At 74.9% G+C, this 16113-nt stretch carries 13 protein-coding genes; 3 read left to right on the top strand and 10 right to left on the bottom strand.

Features of this window, described 5'->3' with window-relative positions:
* Positions 1-38 precede the first annotated feature (38 nt).
* Positions 39-1307, top strand: a complete 1269-nt coding sequence (locus ACFRAC_RS02530; RefSeq protein WP_382919676.1) for an MFS transporter — start codon at positions 39-41, stop codon at positions 1305-1307.
* Positions 1308-1311: 4 nt separating this feature from the next.
* Here the strand turns inward: ACFRAC_RS02530 and ACFRAC_RS02525 are convergent, their stop codons facing one another.
* From ACFRAC_RS02525 to hrcA, 8 genes are all read right to left on the bottom strand, one after another.
* Positions 1312-2223 carry a ribonuclease Z gene (locus tag ACFRAC_RS02525; protein ID WP_382919675.1) on the bottom strand — a complete coding sequence of 304 codons (912 nt, stop codon included), beginning with the start codon at positions 2221-2223 and terminating at the stop codon, positions 1312-1314.
* A gap of 6 nt (positions 2224-2229) precedes the next feature.
* Positions 2230-2583: a histidine triad nucleotide-binding protein gene (locus ACFRAC_RS02520; RefSeq protein WP_382919673.1), complete on the bottom strand. Its 354-nt coding sequence runs from the start codon at positions 2581-2583 to the stop codon at positions 2230-2232.
* 91 nt (positions 2584-2674) lie between these two features.
* Positions 2675-5926: a S41 family peptidase gene (locus tag ACFRAC_RS02515; protein ID WP_382919672.1), complete on the bottom strand. Its 3252-nt coding sequence runs from the start codon at positions 5924-5926 to the stop codon at positions 2675-2677.
* Between the two features lie 75 nt (positions 5927-6001).
* Entirely contained in the window at positions 6002-6535 is a 534-nt protein-coding gene (locus tag ACFRAC_RS02510; protein ID WP_382919671.1) for a hypothetical protein, read from the bottom strand.
* Between the two features lie 59 nt (positions 6536-6594).
* Entirely contained in the window at positions 6595-7341 is a 747-nt protein-coding gene (locus ACFRAC_RS02505) for a 16S rRNA (uracil(1498)-N(3))-methyltransferase (protein ID WP_382919669.1), read from the bottom strand.
* Positions 7338-8465 carry a nitronate monooxygenase gene (locus ACFRAC_RS02500; protein ID WP_382919668.1) on the bottom strand — a complete coding sequence of 376 codons (1128 nt, stop codon included), beginning with the start codon at positions 8463-8465 and terminating at the stop codon, positions 7338-7340. Before ACFRAC_RS02500 ends, ACFRAC_RS02505 begins: the two co-directional genes overlap by 4 nt.
* 78 nt (positions 8466-8543) lie before the next feature.
* Positions 8544-9680: a molecular chaperone DnaJ gene (gene dnaJ, locus ACFRAC_RS02495; RefSeq protein ID WP_382919666.1), complete on the bottom strand. Its 1137-nt coding sequence runs from the start codon at positions 9678-9680 to the stop codon at positions 8544-8546.
* Positions 9681-10697 carry a heat-inducible transcriptional repressor HrcA gene (hrcA, locus tag ACFRAC_RS02490; protein WP_361339355.1) on the bottom strand — a complete coding sequence of 339 codons (1017 nt, stop codon included), beginning with the start codon at positions 10695-10697 and terminating at the stop codon, positions 9681-9683.
* Positions 10698-10863: 166 nt separating this feature from the next.
* Here hrcA and ACFRAC_RS02485 point away from each other — a divergent pair, with 166 nt between their 5' ends.
* Both ACFRAC_RS02485 and ACFRAC_RS02480 read left to right on the top strand, forming a co-directional pair.
* Positions 10864-11607 (top strand): MBL fold metallo-hydrolase, encoded by a 744-nt coding sequence (locus ACFRAC_RS02485; RefSeq protein ID WP_382919664.1) that lies wholly within the window; start codon positions 10864-10866, stop codon positions 11605-11607.
* 31 nt (positions 11608-11638) lie between these two features.
* A complete protein-coding gene (locus tag ACFRAC_RS02480; protein ID WP_382919662.1) occupies positions 11639-12439 on the top strand; it encodes a DUF3097 domain-containing protein in 801 nt (266 codons plus the stop codon).
* A 139-nt stretch (positions 12440-12578) separates the two neighbouring features.
* On the opposite strand, the gene hemW is transcribed toward ACFRAC_RS02480, so the two are convergent.
* Positions 12579-13811, bottom strand: coding sequence for a radical SAM family heme chaperone HemW (hemW, locus tag ACFRAC_RS02475; protein WP_382919661.1), 1233 nt, complete (start codon positions 13809-13811; stop codon positions 12579-12581).
* Between the two features lie 27 nt (positions 13812-13838).
* On the bottom strand, positions 13839-15959 hold the full coding sequence (locus ACFRAC_RS02470; protein ID WP_382919659.1) for a SpoIIE family protein phosphatase: 2121 nt from the start codon (positions 15957-15959) through the stop codon (positions 13839-13841).
* Between the last annotated feature and the right edge of the window lie 154 nt (positions 15960-16113).

The raw sequence follows: 16113 nt of genomic DNA, 5'->3' as shown, positions 1-16113 counted from the left end.
CTTCTGTGCCGCTACTTTCGCATGCCCTGGGAACGCCCGTGCTCGCCCCTCGCACCACCCCCTGGCCCCTCGTCGCCCTGTTCACGGCCGGGTACCTCGCCCCGTATCTGCTGCCGACCGTCGTCGGCAGGCTCGACTCGGGCCTTCCGCTCACCCCGACCCAGGCCGGCGCCATCGGCAGTGCCCTGCTGCTGAGTTCGGCGGCGGCCGGCTTCCTGCTGGCCTCCCGCGTCGAGCGCCTGGGCGCCCGCGCGCTCGCCCGGACCGGGCTGGCCCTGGCGCTGCTCGGCTACGGCGGGGCCGCGCTCGCGCACGCCGTCCCGGCCGTCGTCCTCGGCGTGATGGCCGGCGGCCTCGGGTCCGGCACGGTCACCGCGGTCGCCGCCACCCGGATCGCCGCGCTCGGGGCGCACCCGGCCCGGACGGGCCGCGGGGCCTGGAGCACCGACCCGCACCGGGTCACCACCGCGGGCCTGCTGGGTGTCTCCGCCCTCGCGGGCGCCGTCTATCTGACGGTCCCGCACCTCGGTCCCGGCCACGACCGGCCCCTGGCGGCGATCGCGCTCACCGCGCTCGCGGTGTGGCCGCTCACCGGCCGCCTCCCCGCCGCCGAGGCCCCCTCGGCATCGGCGGCGGCACCTCGCCCGGCCCCGCTCCCCCACCGCCGCCACGGCCTCGTCCTCGCCGGCTGCATGCTCCTGTGGTCGCTCGCGCAGAACTCCCTGTGGGGCGTCAGCGGCCGGATCGGCCTGGACCAGGCCCACCTCACGGAGACCGCGGTGGGCGCGGTGTTCGCCGTGGCGCTCGGCGCCGGGCTGCTCGGTGTGACCGGGGCGGGCGCGCTCGGCCCCCGGCTGGGCCGCGCGCTGCCCGTCGGGGGCGGCACCGCCCTCATCGCCGTGTGCATCGCGCTCAGCGCGTCCGCGACGGACCTGACGACGTTCGCGACCGGCGAGATCGCCTGGAACACGGTCTACCCGATCGTGCTCTCGTACGTCATCGGACTGGCCGCCTCCCTCGACGGCCGGGGCCGCTGGGCGGTGCTCGTCGGCTCGGCCTCGTCGCTGGGCACGGCCGCGGGCCCGCTCGCCGGGAGCGTGCTGTCGGCCGGGGCGGGCTTCCCGGCGATGGGCGTGATCCTCGCGGCGGTGCTGCTGCTGGTCGCCGTTCCGCTGACGGTGGTGGCGCTGGGCCGCCGTACGCCGGAGACGGTCCAGGTCGCGGACGGCGTCGAGGTCGTGGCGATCCCGCTGGACACCGCCGAGGCCGCACCGGCCGCGCCGGAGCGCCTGGCTTCCGCCACCTAGAGGGTCAGGAGTGCCGGCGTTTCGGGAACGGCACCCGCAGCAGGTCGTGCGCCACGGTCAGGTCGCCGTCGAACCCCGCGGCCCGCGCCTGCTGCTCGAACTCGCCGGAGTCGGTGTAGCGCTGGCTGAAGTGGGTGAGCACGAGATGCCCCACCCCGGCGTCCCGCGCCACCCGGGCGGCCTGACCGGCCGTCAGATGACCGTGCTCCTCGGCGAGGGCGCCGTCCTCGTCCAGGAAGGTGGACTCGATGACGAGCATGTCGCAGCCGTCGGCGAGGTCGTACACCCCGTCGCACAGCCGGGTGTCCATGACGAACGCGAACCGCTGCCCGCGCCGGACCTCGCTGACGTCCTCGAGCGTGACCCCGCCGAGCGCGCCGTCCCGCTGGAGCCGGCCGACGTCCGGGCCCTGGATGCCGTGCGCGGCGAGCCGTTCGGGCAGCATCCGGCGGCCGTCGGGCTCGACCAGCCGGTAGCCGTACGACTCGACGGGGTGCGACAGCCGGGCGGTGTGCAGCGTGTACGCGCCGGTGGTGGCGACGACCCCGTCGGCGTCGACCGGGGCCTGCGCGATCTCGGCGGTCTCCCGGTAGGCGGTGGCGTAGCGCAGCCGGTCGAAGAAGCGCTGCCCGGAGCGCGGGTAGTGGGCGGTGACGGGGTGCGGCACCCGGTCGAGGTTGATCCGCTGGATCACCCCGGCGAGTCCCAGCGAGTGGTCGCCGTGGAAGTGGGTGACACAGATGCGGTTCAGGTCGTGGGCGGCGACCCCGGCCCGCAGCATCTGCCGCTGGCTGCCCTCGCCGGGGTCGAACAGGATGCCCTCGCCGTCCCAGCGCAGCACGTAGCCGTTGTGGTTGCGGTGCCGGGTCGGGACCTGGCTCGCCGTCCCGAGGACGACCAGTTCACGTACGGACACGGCTGCCTATCCGGGGGGCCACTCGAGACCGCGGCCGCCGAGGACGTGGGCGTGCGCGTGGAAGACGGTCTGGCCGGCGCCCGCACCGGTGTTGAACACGACGCGGTAGCTGTCCAGCTTCTCCTCGTCGGCGACGGCCCGGGCCTCGCGCAGGAGGTCGGCGGCGAGCGCCGGTTCGGCGGTGGCGAGCGCGGCGGCGTCCTTGTGGTGCGCCCTGGGGATGATCAGCACATGGGTGGGTGCCTGCGGGTTGATGTCGCGGAAGGCGACGGTCGTCTCGGTCTCCCGCACGATCGTCGCCGGCACGTGCCCCGCGACGATCTTGCAGAACAGGCAGTCGTCCTGCGGCTCCCCAGCCATGGTCCCTCCGGGCGTTGGACGGCGATGGTGTGACCGGGGCATCGTATCGCCGCCCCGGCCGCCGCGCGGAGGGTGATCGCGCGACGGTCCCTCAGCGGTCGGGCAGGGCCGGCGGGGTCTTCGCCGGAGTGCTCTCCAGCGCCTCCAGGGCGATCCGGATCGCCTCGTCCAGCTGGGCGTCACGGCCCGCCGCCCAGTCCTGCGGGCGCTGGACCACCTCCACGTCCGGATCGACCCCGTGGTTCTCCACGTCCCAGCCGTAGCCCTCCAGCCAGATGGCGTACTTGGGCTGGGTGACCAGGGTGCCGTCGACCAGGTGGTAGCGGCTGTCGATGCCGATGACCCCGCCCCAGGTGCGGGTGCCGACGACCGGGCCGAGGCCCAGCGCCTTGATCGCCGCGTTGACGATGTCGCCGTCGGAGCCGGAGAACTCGTTCGCCACGGCCACCACGGGACCGCGCGGCGCGTCCAGCGGGTAGCTGTACGGGCGCATGCCGCGCGGCAGTTCCCAGCCGACGATGCGCCGGGCGAGCTTCTCCACGACCAGCTGCGAGGTGTGCCCGCCGCCGTTCTCCCGGACGTCCACGACCAGGCCCTCACGGGCCACCTCCACCCGCAGGTCGCGGTGGATCTGGGCCCAGCCGGGCGCCTGCATGTCCGGCACGTGCAGATAGCCGAGCCGGCCGCCGGACCGCTCGTGGACGTACGCACGCCGGTCCGCGACCCACGCGTGGTAGCGCAGCGGCTCCTCGTCGGCGACCGGCACGACGACGGCGTGCCGGGCCTCCCCGCCGCCGGCCGGCGAGATCGTCAGCTCCACCGGCTTGCCCGCGGTGCCGACGAGCAGCGGGCCGGGCCCGGTCACCGGGTCCACCGGCACCCCGGCCACCGCGGCGATCGCGTCGCCAGGGCGCACCGCGACGCCCGGTGCGGCCAGCGGCGCCCGGGCCTCCGGGTCGGAGGTCTCCGACGGCAGGATCCGGTCGATGCGCCAACTGCCGTCCTCGTGACGGGAGATGTCCGCGCCGAGCAGGCCCAGCCGGGGCCCGCCGCCGTGCCCGCGCCCGCCGACGTACGCGTGCGAGGTGCCCAGTTCGCCCTGCACCTCCCACAGCAGGTCGACCAGGTCGTCGTGGGTGGCCACCCGGTCCAGCAGCGGCCGGTAGCGGTCGAGGACGCCCGCCCAGTCCACACCGTTCATGTCGGCGCGCCAGAAGTGGTCGCGCATGATGCGGCCGGTCTCCTCGAACATCTGGCGCCACTCCGCCGACGGGTCGACGCGCTGCCGCACCCGGCCGAGGTCCACGGCGACGTTGGAGTCGCTGTCCTCGTCGCCGGAGGCGCGCCGGTCGCTCGGGACGACCCTGAGCCGCGTGTCCGTCCACAGCAGCACCCGCCGGCCGTCGCCGCTGACCTCGAAGTGGTCGGCGTCGTCGGCGAGATGCTCCACGCGCCGCTGCACGAGGTCGTAGCGCTCCAGCTCGGTCTTCGGCTCGGGGTCGTCGAGGCCGGCGCGGGCCGCCCCGAGCGCGCCGCGCACCGGGTGCCGCAGCCACAGCACCCCGTCCTTGGCGGCCCGCAGGTGCGAGTAGCGGGCGGCCTCGACCGGGAACGGCACGATCCGGTCGGCGAGCCCCTCGAGGTCGATCCGGGTGGCCGGGGTCCCCTCGCTGTCGGGGGTCTCGTCCTTGTCCGGGGCGTCGAAGGCCCGCCCGTGCCGCTGCGGGCCGAACGGGGACGGCGTGGTCGCGGCGAGGGTGATCAGGTGCGGCCGGGAGCCCACCACGAACGCGAGGTCGAAGACGTGCTCGTCGTAGACGGGGTCGAAGGCCCTGGTGGACAGGAACGCCAGGTGCTTGCCGTCGTGCGTGAACGCGGGCGCGTAGTCCCGGAACCGCAGCGGGGTCGCCTCGGACACCGACAGGTCGGTGGTGTTGGCGAGCTTCAGCTGGGACAGCGGGTCGGGTCCGGGGTGCGCCCACGCCAGCCAGGCCGAGTCCGGCGAGAACACCAGCCCCGAGACAGGGCCGTCGGTGCAGCGGTCCACCTCGCGGACCTCGCCGGTCTCCCGCTCGACGAACAGGAGCCGTCCGTCGTGCGCGGCGATCGCGGCCCGGCTGCCGTCGGGGGACACGGCCAGCTCCAGCACCCGTCCGAGCCGTCCGGCGGCGAGCCGGCGCGGGGTGGCGCCGGGCGTGAGACCGGTCCCGGGGGCGAACTCGAGGGCGTCCTCGCCCTCCGCGTCCGTCACCCACACCACCCACTCCTCGCCGTCCGTGCGGAAGGTGCGCGGCAGCCGGGCCCGGACGCCGGGCTCGGCGGCGAGCGCGCGGGCGGGGCCGGAGCGATGGGTGACCCAGTGGACGCTGCCGCGGACGGCGACCGCGCTGCCGCGCGCGGTGCGGTCGGGGGACGCGGAGCCGAACCAGCGGGCGGCGTTCAGGACGTACGGCCGGCGGTCGGTGCGCTGGCCGCCGAGCCGGACGCCGAGGCGCCGCGGCTCGGCCGTGTCCAGGTCGTCCAGCAGCCACAGCTCGCCGGCGCTCGCGTACACCACCCGGGTGCCGTCGCCGGAGGCGTGCCGGGCGTAGAAGCCTCCCCCGCTCTCGGCCGCGCTCGAGGGGGAGGTGCCCCCGACGGGCGTGTGGCGGCGCAGGCCGGAGCCGTCGGCGAGGGAGGAGTACACGGCGCCGACGCCCTCGTGGTCGGAGAGGAACGCGACCCGGTCGCCCGCCCACAGGGGGCACTCCAGGTTCCCGTCGAGTTCCTCGTGCAGCCGGACGAAGTCGCCGTCGCCGTCGCGGTCGATCCACAACTTGCCCGCCGTGCCGCCCCGGTAGCGCTTCCAGCGGGCGGCCTCCAGCCCCATCGGCGCGGAGGCGAGCAGCAGGTGAGGCCCGTGCACGACGTCGCCGACGGGCCCGTACGGCAGGGTGGTGGCGGGTCCGCCGTCGAGCGGGACGGCGTGCGCCCAGGTGCGGCGGCTGCCCGCCTGGCCCCAGGTGCTGATGGCGAGGACCCGGCCGTCCGGGGTCCAGCCGCGCACCCGGGTCCGCTGGCTGCCCCAGTGGGTGAGGCGGGTGGACGGCCCGCCGTCGACCGGCGCGATGTGCACCTCGGGCGCGCCGTCGCGGGTGGACGTCCAGGCGACCGTCGTGCCGTCGGGCGAGATGCGCGGCGAGCTGACGGGGACGTTGTCGGCGCTGACCCGCCAGGCGCGGCCGCCGTCGAGGGGGGCGAGCCAGACGTCGTCCTCCGCGGTGAACGCGACGAGGTCGCCGTGCAGATGCGGGTACCGCAGATAGGAGGGCGGGGCCGGGGCGGAGGTCGCGGGCTGTGTCACGCGATCACCCTAGGCAAGGGCGGCGGTGCCGAACAGGGCTTCCGGGCAGTTCCCCACGGTCCGGTGGCCGACCTCTCACTTGCCCTCCGGCCAGCAGTTCGGGCGCTCCTGGCAGTAGACGGTCTTCGTGACGGTCACGGTGACGGTCGGTCCGGGCTGCCCGCCGTCGCCGGGCCGCACGGGGGACGGGGTGGCGTCGCACCTGCCCAGCCCGTTGACGTGGAACCACTCCTTGCCGCCGACCTTCGCGACGAGGTCGCCGCGCACGCAGGAGCCGCTGACGGCCCGGGTGATCCGTCCGGTGACGGTGATGTCCCTGCCGTCGGAGGTCTCGCCCTCGCAGTCGACCTTGACGACCGTCTGCTCACCGGCCTTCGGCGAACTCCCGCCGCCCCCGCCGTCGTAGGAGCCGGTGCAGTTGAGCCACTGGACGTCGGCCTTCTGCCGCTCCAGCTCCTTGGTGACGGTCTGGTCGGTCGTGAACGCGACGGACGCGGCGCTCAGACCGCCCGGGTCGCAGGCGGCCATGCCGCCGGCTCCCAGCACGGCGAGCGCCGTCACGGCGACCCCTCGCGCCGCACGGACCCGGATCCTGTGCGATACCCCCATGGAAGGGCAGCCTGCCACTGTCCCGCGTGACGCGGTAGGGCGCATACGGCCATGGTGTGTCAGGACCAGCGGCCGGTGCGCCCCAGCAGCAGGGCCGTCGCGGCGGTCCCGGCGGTGGAGGTGCGCAGCACGGAACGGCCGAGCCGGTACGCCCGCGCGCCCGCCTCCTCGAACACGGCCAACTCCTCCGGGGAGACGCCGCCTTCGGGGCCGACGACGAGCACCAGGTCGCCGTCGGCGGGCAGTTCGGCGGTCGCCAGCGGCTCGCTGCCGTAGTCCCTCTCCTCGTGCAGGACGGCGGCGAACGCGGCCCCCGCGAGGAGCTCGGCGACCTGCCTGGTCGTCGCCGCGTCCGTGACCTCGGGGAAGCGCACCCGGCGCGACTGCTTGCCGGCCTCGCGGGCGGTGGCCCGCCACTTGCCGAGGGCCTTCGCGCCGCGCTCGCCCTTCCACTGGGTGATGCAGCGGCCGGCCGCCCACGGCACGATCCGGTCGACGCCGGTCTCGGTCATGGTCTCGACGGCCAGTTCGCCCCGGTCGCCCTTCGGCAGGGCCTGCACGACGGTGATCCGCGGCCGGGGGGCGGGCTCCTCGGCCACGGCGCCCAGGTCCACCACCAGCCGGTCCTTGCCCTCGGCGGCGGCGACGACGCCCTCGGCCCAGTGCCCCCGCCCGTCGGTGAGGACGACCTCCTCGCCGGTGCGCAGCCGCTTCACGGACACGGCGTGCCGGCCCTCGGGCCCGTCCAGGACGTACGGCCCGCCCGCATGCTCCAGGGAGTCGACGACGAACACGGGCGCGGTCATCGGGTGGGTCCCTTCGGGTGGGCGGACAACGCTGTCGAGGCGGCGTGCAGTTCGGCGGCCAGGACCTCCACGAGCCGGCCCGCGGGCAGGTCCCGGGCCTGGCGGTGGCCCTGTCCCGCCCACAGCGCCATCCCCTGCGCGTCGCCGGACGCGGCGGCCTTCTTGCGCAGCGGCGCCGTCAGGTGGTGGACCTCGGGGTAGGCGGCGGGCGCGTACGGGCCGTGCTCGCGCAGGAAGCGGTTGACGAGGCCGCGGGCCGGGCGGCCGGAGAAGGCGCGGGTCAGCTCGGTCCGGGCGAACAGGGGATTGGTGAGCGCCTGCTTGTGCACGGCGTTCGCGCCGGACTCGTGGGTGGCCAGGAAGGCGGTGCCGAGCTGGGCGGCGTCGGCCCCGGCGGCGAGGACGGCGGCGATCTGGCCGCCCCGCATGATGCCCCCGGCGGCGACGACGGGGATGCCCACCGTCTCGCGGACCTGGGAGACCAGGGTGAGCACGCCGAGTCCGGCGCCCTCGGCCTCCGGGTTGTCGCGGTGGGTGCCCTGGTGGCCGCCCGCCTCGACGCCCTGGGCGATCACGGCGTCCGCGCCGGCCCGCTCGACGGCCAGGGCCTCGTCCGGGGTGGTGGCGGTGACGAGGGTGAAGGTCCCGGCGCGCCGGAGGGACTCCAGTACGTCGGCGCCCGGCACCCCGAAGTGGAACGAGACGACCGGCACCGGGTTGTCGAGGAGCACGGCGAGCTTGGCGTCGTAGCCGTCGTCCCGGCCGCTGTCGGGGTCCCCCAGCTCGATCTCGTACCAGGCGGCCTCACCGGCGAGCTGGTGCGCGTACACGTCCACGGCCGCGGCATGGGAGGGCGCGGCGCCGGCCACCGCGGTGGAGCCGGTGCTCGCACCGGGGTGCTCCGGCTGCGGCATGAAGAGGTTGACGCCGAAGGGGCGCTGGGTCAGGCTCCGCAGCTGCTTGATCTCCTGGTACATCCCGTCGGCGGTCTTGTACCCGGCGGCGAGGAAGCCCAGCCCCCCGGCCTCGGACACGGCAGCGGCGAGCTGCGGCACGGAGACGCCGCCCGCCATGGGTGCCTGCACGATCGGGTGAGGCAGGAGATCGGTCAGTGCGGAGGACATGCCCGCATGTTGCCACGTCCTCGGAACAAGTCCGAATCGGCCCTTCCCCTTGCGGCGGAAGGGATCGGGCCGCTCCGGTCACCGTCCGTTGAAGGCGTCCTTCAGCCGCGAGAACAGCCCCTGCTGACCGGGCTGGAACTGGCCCTGGGGCCGCTCCTCGCCGCGCAGCTTGGACAGCTCGCGCAGCAGGTGCTCCTGCTCGGGGTCGAGCTTGGTGGGCGTCTGCACCTCGACGTGCACGATGAGGTCGCCGCGGCCGCCGCCGCGCAGATGGGTCACGCCGCGGCCGTGCAGCGGGATCGACTGGCCGGACTGGGTGCCGGGCCGGATGTCGACCTCCTCCATGCCGTCCAGCGTCTCCAGCGGGACCTTGGTGCCGAGCGCCGCCGCCGTCATCGGGATGGTGACGGTGCAGTGCAGGTCGTCGCCGCGCCGCTGGAAGGTGCTGTGCGGCAGCTCGTGGATCTCGACGTACAGGTCGCCGGCGGGACCGCCGCCGGGGCCGACCTCGCCCTCGCCGGCCAGCTGGATCCGCGTGCCGTTGTCGACGCCCGCCGGGATCTTGACGGTGAGGGTGCGGCGGGACCGCACGCGTCCGTCGCCCGCGCACTCCGGGCACGGCGTGGGGACGACGGTGCCGAAGCCCTGGCACTGCGGGCAGGGGCGCGACGTCATGACCTGGCCCAGGAAGGACCGGGTCACCTGCGACACCTCGCCGCGGCCGCGGCACATGTCGCAGGTCTGCGCGGAGGTGCCGGGCGCGGCGCCCTCGCCGCTGCAGGTGTTGCAGACGACGGCCGTGTCGACCTGGATGTCCTTCGTGGTGCCGAAGGCCGCCTCGTCGAGCTCGACCTCCAGCCGGATCATCGCGTCCTGGCCGCGCCGGGTCCGCGAGCGCGGGCCCCGCTGGGACGCCGTGCCGAAGAAGGCGTCCATGATGTCGGAGAAGTTGCCGAAGCCGCCCGCGCCGAAGCCGCCCGCGCCTCCGCCGCCCGCCTGGGACAGCGGGTCGCCGCCGAGGTCGTAGACCTGCTTCTTCTGCGGGTCCGACAGCACCTCGTAGGCGGCGTTGATCTCCTTGAACCGCTCCTGGGTCTTCGGGTCCGGGTTGACGTCCGGGTGCAGCTCACGGGCGAGCCGCCGGAAGGCCTTCTTGATCTCTTCCTGCGACGCGTCGCGACGCACGCCGAGGACGGCGTAGTAGTCCGTGGCCACCTACGACTCCGCCAGGATCTGTCCGACGTAACGTGCCACTGCGCGTACCGCTCCCATCGTTCCCGGGTAATCCATGCGGGTCGGTCCGACCACGCCGAGCTTGGCGACTGCCTCGCCGCCCGAACCGTAGCCCACCGACACGACGGACGTGGAGTTGAGTCCCTCGTAGGCGTTCTCGTGCCCGATCCGCACGGTCATGCCCGAATCCCCCGCCTCCCCCAGCAACTTGAGGAGCACGACCTGCTCCTCCAGGGCTTCGAGCACCGGCTGGATGGTGAGGGGGAAGTCATGTGTGAAGCGCGTCAGATTGGCGGTGCCGCCGATCATCAGCCGCTCCTCGTTCTCCTCGACGAGCGTCTCCAGGAGGGTGGAGAGCACGGTCGAGACGGTGCCGCGGTCCTCGACGTCGAACGCCTCGGGCAGATCCTCGACGAGCCGGGGCACGTCGGTGAAGCGCCGGCCGGCGACCCGGCTGTTCAGCCGGGCGCGCAGATCCGCGAGCGAGGCCTCGCCGACGGGTGCCGGGCAGTCGATCATCCGCTGCTCGACCCGGCCGGTGTCCGTGATCAGCACGAGCATCACGCGGGCGGGGGCGAGCGAGAGCAGCTCGACGTGCCGGACGGTGGACCGGGTCAGCGACGGGTACTGCACGACGGCGACCTGCCGGGTGAGCTGCGCGAGCAGCCGCACGGTCCGCGCGACGACGTCGTCGAGGTCGACGGCGCCGTCGAGGAAGTTCTGGATGGCGCGCCGCTCGGGCGGGGTCATCGGCTTCACACCGGCGAGCTTGTCGACGAAGAGCCGGTAGCCCTTGTCGGTGGGGATGCGCCCGGCGCTGGTGTGCGGCTGCGCGATGTAGCCCTCGTCCTCCAGGGCCGCCATGTCGTTGCGCACGGTCGCCGGGGAGACGCCGAGGTTGTGCCGCTCGGTGAGCGCCTTGGAGCCGACCGGCTCCTCCGTCCCGACGTAGTCCTGGACGATCGCGCGCAGCACCTGAAGCCTGCGTTCACTCAGCATCTCGCGCACACCTCCAGTGGTCGGTCCCCTTGACACCGTTCCTGGCACTCTGTCCATCCGAGTGCCAGCCGTCCCCGGCCAGTGTACGGCGGTGGGGTACACCCCGGGCAAGGCCGGTCGGTTTCGCCTCCGTGCTCCGCGGAGGTGTCTTGGCTAGCGTCGCGGTATGACGGTGACTTGGGAAGAGCTGGGGTGGGAGCGGTTGGCGGACGGGGTGGGCCGGTGCCGTCTGCCGGGCTGGGACTGCACCGTGGGGCTGGTCGCGGGTGACGGCACCGCCTTGGTAGTCGACACCGGTTCGAGCCTCGCGGAGGGGGCACGGCTGCGGACGCAGGCACAGCGGCTGACGGGTCACCGTGTGACCCATCTCGCGCTGACCCACCCCCACTTCGATCATGTCTTCGGCGCCGCGGCGTTCGCGGGCGCGGAGGTCTACGGGCCGGTGGGCGTGGAGACCGTCCTGGAGGGGCGGCGGGGGCGCGAGGAGCTGCGCGAGGACGCGGTGCGCCACGGCCTGGACGCGGCCGCGGCCGAGGAGGCGGCGGACGCGCTGGTCGTGCCCCGCCATCCGGTGAGCGGCGAGTGGACGCTGGACCTCGGCGGCGGGCGCCAGGTCCTGCTGGCGAACGTGGGTCCGGCCCACACGGCCCACGACCTGGTCGTCCTGGTGCCGGGCCTGCTCCCCGGCGACCCGGAGGTGGTGTTCTGCGGCGACCTGGTGGAGGAGTCCGGCGAACCGCAGGCCGGCCCGGACGCCGTGCCGTCGCACTGGCCGGCCGCGCTGGACCGCCTGCTCGACCTGGGCGGCGAGGACGCGCTGTACGTGCCTGGTCACGGAGCGGTGGTGGACGCGGAGTTCGTCCGGCGGCAGCGCGACGCGCTGGCCGCCGGATTCGGCGTGTCGCGGTGACCGCGGGGCCGCTTCTCCTATCGTCGTCCGAATGCGCCAGTACTCCCCGGATCTGACCCCGCCCTGGAAGAAGCCCGCGTCCGTCCCCGAGGTCCCGGCGGAGCCGGGGCTGGTGGTCGAGGAGCCCGGTACGGGCTTCTGCGGCGCGGTGATCCGCTGCGAGGCGGGCACGGTCACCCTGGAGGACCGCTTCGGCCAGCACCGGGTGTTCCCGCTGGAGCCCCGGGGCTTCCTGCTGGAGGGCCGCGTGGTGACCCTGGTGAAGCCCGCCACGGGTCCGGTGCGCCCGACGCGCACGGCGTCCGGCTCCGTGGCCGTCCCGGGCGCACGGGCACGGGTGGCCCGCGCCGGGCGCATCTACGTGGAGGGCCGGCACGACGCCGAGCTGGTCGAGAAGGTGTGGGGCGACGACCTGCGCGTCGAGGGCGTGGTCGTGGAGTACCTGGAGGGCGTCGACGACCTGCCGGCGGTCGTCGCGGAGTTCGCGCCGGGCCCCGACGCGCGGCTGGGCGTCCTGGTGGACCACCTGGTGCCGGGCTCGAAGGAGTGGCGGATCGCGCAGGCGGTCACCAGCGAGCACGCCCTGGTGGTGGGCCACCCGTACATCGACGTCTGGGAGGCCGTGAAGCCGGCGGCGCTGGGCATCGAGGCGTGGCCCCGGGTGCCGCACGGCCAGGACTGGAAGAAGGGTGTCTGCCGGGCGCTGGGCTGGCCCGCGGACAACACCGGCGCGGTCTGGCAGGCGATCCTGAAGCGGGTGGGGTCCTACAAGGACCTGGAGCCGGAGCTGCTGGGGCGGGTGGAGGAGCTGATCGACTTCGTCACCGGGTAGCGCCGGGCGGGGGGCGGCGGCTCGGGGTGTCCTGTCGGTCGGGCCGGATCAGCGGGCGGTGCCCGGCGCCGGGAGCCCGGCCTGATCGACAGGACATCACCGGGGACCGGCGTTCCGCACCGGTTCCCTGTCCCGGTGATCAGTCCACCAGGTCCCTGACCACCGCGTCCGCGAGCAGCCGCCCGCGCAGGGTCAGCACCGCGCGCCCCTCGTCGTAGGGCCCGCGCTCCAGGAGCTCGTCCGACAGGGCGCGGCGGGACGCCCGCAGCCCCTCCTCCCGCAGCAGGTCCAGCGGTACGCCCTCGCGGAGCCTGAGCTCCAGCAGGATGCGCTCGACGCGCCGGTCCTCGTCGGTGAGGAGTTCCCGTCCGGCGCCCGGCGAGCGTCCCTCCGCGAGCGCCGCCGCGTACGCGCCGGGGTGCTTGACGTTCCACCAGCGCACCCCGCCGACGTGGGAGTGGGCGCCCGGCCCCGCGCCCCACCAGTCGGCGCCGCGCCAGTACAGCTCGTTGTGCAGGCAGCGGCCCTCCGGCGTGGTCGCCCAGTTGGACACCTCGTACCAGGAGAAGCCCGCCTCCGCGAGGACCGAGTCGGCGATCAGGTACCGGTCGGCGTGGACGTCGTCGTCGGTCATCGGGACCTCGCCCCGGCGGATGCGCCGGGCCAGCTGGGTGCCCTCCTCGACGATCAGCGCGTACGCCGACACATGGTCGGGCCCGGCGCCGATCGCCGCCTCCAGGGACGCCCGCCAGTCGTCGTCGGACTCCCCCGGGGTGCCGTAGATCAGGTCCAGGTTCACATGGTCGAAGCCGGCCGCGCGGGCCTCGGCGACGCAGGCCTCGGGACGGCCGGGGGTGTGGGTGCGGTCCAGGACCTTCAGGACGTGCTGCCGCGCGCTCTGCATGCCGAACGAGATCCGGTTGAAGCCGCCCTCGCGGAGCGTGGCCAGGTAGGCCGGGTCGACCGACTCCGGGTTGGCCTCCGTGGTGATCTCGGCGTCCGGTGCCAGCCCGAACTCGTCGCGGATCGCCCCCAGCATCCGTACGAGGTCGCCGGCGGCCAGCAGGGTGGGCGTACCGCCGCCGACGAACACCGTGCGGACCTCGCGCGGGTCGTCGCCGAGCACCTTGCGGGCCAGGCGGACCTCGTCGACGAGGGTCTCGGCGTAGTTGTCGCGGGACGCCAGGACGCCGCCGCTGCCGCGCAGCTCGGTCGCCGTGTAGGTGTTGAAGTCGCAGTAGCCGCAGCGGGTCGCGCAGTACGGGACGTGCAGGTAGAAGCCGAGGGGGCGGTCGGCCGCGCCGGTGAGCGCGTGCGGGGGCAGCGCGCCGTCGGCGGGGACGGGCTCGCCGTCGGGGAGTGCGGAGGGCATGGGCTCCATTGTCCCGCACCGCGCGGATTACTCGGCCTGGAGCACCAGCAGCGCGAGATCGTCCTCCGGCGGGCGCCCGCCGAACTCGTGCACGAGCCTGCGGATGCGTTCCGCGATGAGGTCGGCGTTCAGGCCCGCGCAGCCGGCCAGGGCGCTCGCGAGGCCGTCGCCGTCGTCGAACTGGCGGGAGCCGCTGCGCCGCTCCGTCACCCCGTCCGTCACACAGAGCAGGGTCTCGCCGGAGCGCAGCTCGAAGGTCTCGCTGGTGTAGGTGGCGTCCTCGAAGACCCCGAGCAGGGTCTGCGGCTGGGCGGCGGTGTGGACCTCGCCGTCCGCGCCGAGCAGCAGGGGCAGCGGGTGCCCGGCGGAGGCGAGCGTGCAGCGGACGCCGCCGTCGAACGGGGTCAGCTCGCCGTACAGGAGGGACAGGAAGCGGGTCTGCGGGCCGTCGCCGGGGGCGACGGGTCCGACGAGGGCGCGGGCGGCGGCGTCGGCGGCCTCGGTGGCGTCGTCGAGGAGGAGCTGGTTGAGGCGGTCGAGGACGTCGGCGACGCGGTAGCCCTCCCGGGCGAGGAGCCGCAGCCAGGGGCGTGCGATGCCGATGACCACGGCCGCCTCGGGCCCCTTGCCCTGGACGTCGCCGATGGCGAAGCACCAGCGGCCGTCGCGGGCCGGGAAGAGGTCGTAGAAGTCGCCGCTCGGGCCGCCCTTGTCGCACGGCTCGTACACCAGCGCGCTGGCCACGCCGGGGATCTTCGCGACGGCGCCCGGCAGCAGCCCGCGCTGGAGCACCCGGCTGATGGTGGCCTGCCGGGCGTACTGGCGGGCCGCGCCGATGGCGAGGGCCACCCGCCGGCCGAGGTCCTCCACGAGCCCGGTGATCTCGTCGGGGAAGCTCGTCACGCCGGCCCGCCCGATGACCAGCGTGCCCAGCGGGCGGCCCCCCGCGATCAGGCGGTACGCGAGCGCGGTGCCCCGCGCGCCGCGTGCGCCGAGCGCCGCGCCCGGCCAGGGGTGGGTGACGGGCCCGGTGCGGTGGTCGTCCGCCGGGCGCGGGGGCTCCTTCCCCAGGACGTGGCGCAGGTCCTCGATGTGGTTCTCCGAGGCGTGCCAGACGCGGGCCAGGCGGGGGCCGGTGCCGTCCGGCGGGCCGCTCTCGCCGGGGCCGGCGTGTCCCCAGCGCCCGGCGACCTCGTCCTCCAGCCACACCGCGCACCAGTCGGCGAGGCGCGGCACGATCAGCTGGCCGGCGAGCGCGGCGACCAGGTTCTCGTCGAGCTGCCCGGCGAGCAGGTCGGACGCCTCGGCGAGGAAGGAGAGGGCGCCCCGGTCGAGCCAGTCCCGCTCCCGCTCCCCGCGGTGGGGGTGCTCCCCGGCCGTATCGGGGGGCGCGGACGGGCGTGGCTCCGGCGCGAGGATCTCGGCGAGGCGCAACCCGCCGTCCGGCGCGTGCTCCCGGCCGTGGGCGCGCGCCCCGTCCGTGTCCCCCACCTGGTCCTCGGGCGGCAGCCGGGCCCACACGGTCTTGGTCCCGGCGCGGTAGGTGACGCCCCACGACTCGGCGAGCCGGGCCACCAGGCGCAGTCCGCGCCCGTGCTCGGGGGCGTCGTACGGGCCCTCGGCCTCGGTGCCCCGCGGGGCGCGCGAGGGGTGGTGGTCCAGGACCTCGAGGACCAGGGCACCGGTGTCCGGCTCCAGTCGGCAGGTCAGCCGGACGTCCGTGCCGGCGTGCACGACGGCGTTGGTGACGAGTTCGCTGACGGCCAGGACGGCGTCCTGGATCTGCCGCTCCTGGATGCGGTCGGCGCCGGGGAGGCCGGAGCACGCCCACTCGGTCAGGGTGGTGCGCACGAGGGTGCGGGCGGTGCCCGGGGAGAGGGGGCTGCCGGGGAGGGTGGCACGGGTCTCCCCGGGCGGCAGGGCGGGCGCGGGGGCGTCCCTCGGATGTGCGGGGGCGTCCGGTCCGTGCGCGGGCGCGTCCGTGTCGTGCGCGGGCGCACCGCTGAGCGGGCTTCCGTGCGCGGGCGCACTCGGAGCACTCGGAGGGTGCGCGGGCGCGTCCTGGGCGCGTGGGGGCGCGTCCTCCAGGTGCGCGGGCGCATCAGAGGCACAGGTGACGGTCTCCCGTTGCACCGGAATGGCCCCCATGGACAGCTCCCCGAGCACTTCGAATGAATACGCCTCAGCTGACGCGGACAGAGTGACAGACTGGCCGCGCCCATAAGCACCGAGTTACCGAAGTGGGCCGCCATGAGTGAGAACCCTGCTACGCCTGTGCTCGAAAACGGACCGAATGACGGTC

Origin of the sequence: Streptomyces sp. NPDC056628, from assembly GCF_042792555.1 — a bacterium.
Taxonomy (GTDB): Bacteria; Actinomycetota; Actinomycetes; order Streptomycetales; family Streptomycetaceae; genus Streptomyces.
Note: the sequence above shows the minus strand (reverse complement) of the source record. Positions and strands in the feature narration are given on the sequence as shown.

Excerpts from the sequence above, each read along its gene's own strand:
- ACFRAC_RS02520 (WP_382919673.1), bottom strand. The coding sequence starts at position 2,583 with ATGGCTGGGGAGCCGCAGGACGACTGCCTGTTCTGCAAGATCGTCGCG.
- ACFRAC_RS02510 (WP_382919671.1), bottom strand. The coding sequence starts at position 6,535 with ATGGGGGTATCGCACAGGATCCGGGTCCGTGCGGCGCGAGGGGTCGCC.
- ACFRAC_RS02505 (WP_382919669.1), bottom strand. The coding sequence starts at position 7,341 with ATGACCGCGCCCGTGTTCGTCGTCGACTCCCTGGAGCATGCGGGCGGG.
- ACFRAC_RS02500 (WP_382919668.1), bottom strand. The coding sequence starts at position 8,465 with ATGTCCTCCGCACTGACCGATCTCCTGCCTCACCCGATCGTGCAGGCA.
- hrcA (WP_361339355.1), bottom strand. The coding sequence starts at position 10,697 with ATGCTGAGTGAACGCAGGCTTCAGGTGCTGCGCGCGATCGTCCAGGAC.
- ACFRAC_RS02485 (WP_382919664.1), top strand. The coding sequence starts at position 10,864 with ATGACGGTGACTTGGGAAGAGCTGGGGTGGGAGCGGTTGGCGGACGGG.
- ACFRAC_RS02480 (WP_382919662.1), top strand. The coding sequence starts at position 11,639 with ATGCGCCAGTACTCCCCGGATCTGACCCCGCCCTGGAAGAAGCCCGCG.
- hemW (WP_382919661.1), bottom strand. The coding sequence starts at position 13,811 with ATGCCCTCCGCACTCCCCGACGGCGAGCCCGTCCCCGCCGACGGCGCG.
- ACFRAC_RS02470 (WP_382919659.1), bottom strand. The coding sequence starts at position 15,959 with ATGGGGGCCATTCCGGTGCAACGGGAGACCGTCACCTGTGCCTCTGAT.